General features: G+C 32.3%; 3 protein-coding genes. All 3 read right to left on the bottom strand.

What is annotated here, in order from left to right; genetic code table 11:
* On the bottom strand, nucleotides 1–475 hold a 475-nt coding region (locus U9R42_09605; GenBank protein MEA3496277.1), incomplete at its 3' end, for a hypothetical protein.
* 147 nt (nucleotides 476–622) lie between these two features.
* Nucleotides 623–1,078, bottom strand: coding sequence for a hypothetical protein (locus U9R42_09600; GenBank protein ID MEA3496276.1), 456 nt, complete (start codon nucleotides 1,076–1,078; stop codon nucleotides 623–625).
* A 235-nt stretch (nucleotides 1,079–1,313) separates the two neighbouring features.
* Nucleotides 1,314–2,467 (bottom strand): hypothetical protein (locus U9R42_09595; protein ID MEA3496275.1); only part of this gene is annotated, 1,154 nt, incomplete at its 5' end.

Below are 2,467 nucleotides of genomic sequence, written 5' to 3'. Positions count from 1 at the left end.
TAGCAATAAATTCAACATCAATATCAGCATCTACTTTGGTGTTATTGATAAACATAAATGTGCCATCAGATGGATTTTTAACCATATATTTTACTCTTGCTAAATTTGAGCCTAAGTCAATACTTGCTGATAGCCTGTATCGTTTTCCCACTTCAAGGGATAAGCTTGCATAGGCAGTAGCCCATGCTCCTGTTCCTTCAGCCTTTAGTCTGTCATCTCCGGAAGCACTAACGGTTAATCCCCAAGCAGACCAATTATTTATATCATTTCCACTCGTAAATTCATAATCAATTATAGGCACTCCAACTGTTTTAGCAATACTATAAGTCCTTCCTGGCATCTGCATACCAAACGGGTAATAGTCTTTGCAAATTTTCTGACTATTCACAATTTTTTCTATCCCATCGACAAAAATTTTCCATTTTTCGCCTATTGCGGTTTCGCTCTCGTAATATTTTAATTTATGGCATCCCATCAAACAACAAAAATACTAATCTTTTTTCTTTTTAATTGGAATCATTAATTGAAATTGATTTGATATAAAAATTCAATTATAGATTTCAATATATAGGTGTAGTTACAAACTACACTTAGTGCGGATTAGAACCTATAATCTATGTTTTTACTTTTGCTCGTTGCTTGTAACCGTATAACAACCACGTGAGAAATCTATATGTTTTCCATAGTACTTTTTATTATTTTCAATGCTAAGCATAGTATCCAGTAATATAGCATCTGAAATCTCATAAATAATATTCGAGTTATAGTAAACTGAATCACAATCGAAACAGTAAGCTTCATGAAACTGAGGTAATCCTCCAAATTCAATTAAACCATCATTATCATAATCTTTGAAATTCATACCAATATCTGCTTGAATAATTTTCTCTTCTTTTAGAATGTCATTTTCAATTACAAATATATGCCAAGAATTAGGATCAGGTCTATCTCTATAAGGTACAAATAAATAATTTACATTGTTATAAATAATAAACTTAATCGTATCAATTATTTCAATATATTCGAACGATTCAGAATCATTAAAACATAATGAATCATTAATATACAGGCGAGCCATTCGATAAAATGGAGCTTCTGAATCTAAACCATCAAATTCTAAATTTAACCTTAAATTACTCTGGTTAGATAAAATAGTATCAAACGTAATTACATTCGTTAGTAAAGAATCATTTGGGTTATCATTTTTATTGTAACTATTTGTTGTCTTATTAATACAAGATAATAAGAATAGAACTAGGAATAGTATATTAAAAACAAAAACCTCCCTTAATTTACTATGTTTAATAGACATATCAATATTGATTTTTCGAAAATTTATCTATACCTGAAACAGAAGGTGATTTAGGTTTGGTTATACTTTTATTCTCCTTTGCCTTTAATTTTACAAGATCTGCTGACATCACATATAATCCACTTAGTTCTTTCTTTTTATGACCAATTGCAGAGCCTAAATTTACAAGACCATGATATGCTGATGGTCCAACATTATATACTTTTGGTACACCCTTTTTATAATCCTCATTTTTAGCTCCCCAACTACCTGCTCTACTTAATTTTTCTCCAGGAGCAACAATAGCAACATGCCCACTACTAAATTTAGAATTATTTTCAGGTGTATATCCCTCTTTCATATAACTAGCGATTACTGTTACCCCTTGATTGGCATATTTCAAAGCTTCTTCAGGAGTAACTTCTTTTGCAAAGCCTTCTTCATTTCTCAATTTATATCCAATCTGATTAGCATTTAATCCATCTAATGAATGGTCTCCAGATGCATTCAAAATATTCCTTAATCCAAAATTACAATATGTTTGAGTATATTCTTTTCCAGCAGCATTTTTTAAAGTTTTTGCAAAAAATTTCTTATCAGTCACTGTTTTATTTCCTTGTTTTTCAAGCTTTTCACCAGTAGGAAAAACACCATCTTCTGCACCATTAGGGTCAATTTTCCATATTGGACTATTACTAAAAGCATGATAAGAACTCATCCAAGGCTTGCCTACAGGGTCAATATTCCACCTTCTTCCTATTCTTGGACTGTATCCATAATCCCCAAAAGATAGGTGGTTTCCGCTTCCTGCTATCTCATCATCCTTTTCGTGAGAACCAAACCCGTACCTATAACTCTCACCAATTTCTTCAACTTTTACATTGTCAAGATAGAAGAGCAAATTGGTACTTGTAGCATCAGCACGTTGGAATATTATGTCTGCAGTAGTTGTTGTAGCAATAAATTCAACATCAATATCAGCATCTACTTTGGTGTTGTTAATAAACATAAATGTGCCATCAGATGGATTTTTAACCATATATTTTACCCTTGCTAAATTTGAGCCTAAGTCAATACTTGCAGTCAGCCTGTATCGTTTACCTACTTCGAGGGATAAGCTTGCATAAGCAGTAGCCCATACTCCAGTTCCTTCAGCCTTTAGTCTGTCATCTCCGG

The sequence above is a fragment of the Bacteroidota bacterium genome (assembly GCA_034723125.1).
GTDB lineage: Bacteria > Bacteroidota > Bacteroidia > CAILMK01 > JAAYUY01 > JAYEOP01.
Note: the sequence above shows the minus strand (reverse complement) of the source record. Positions and strands in the feature narration are given on the sequence as shown.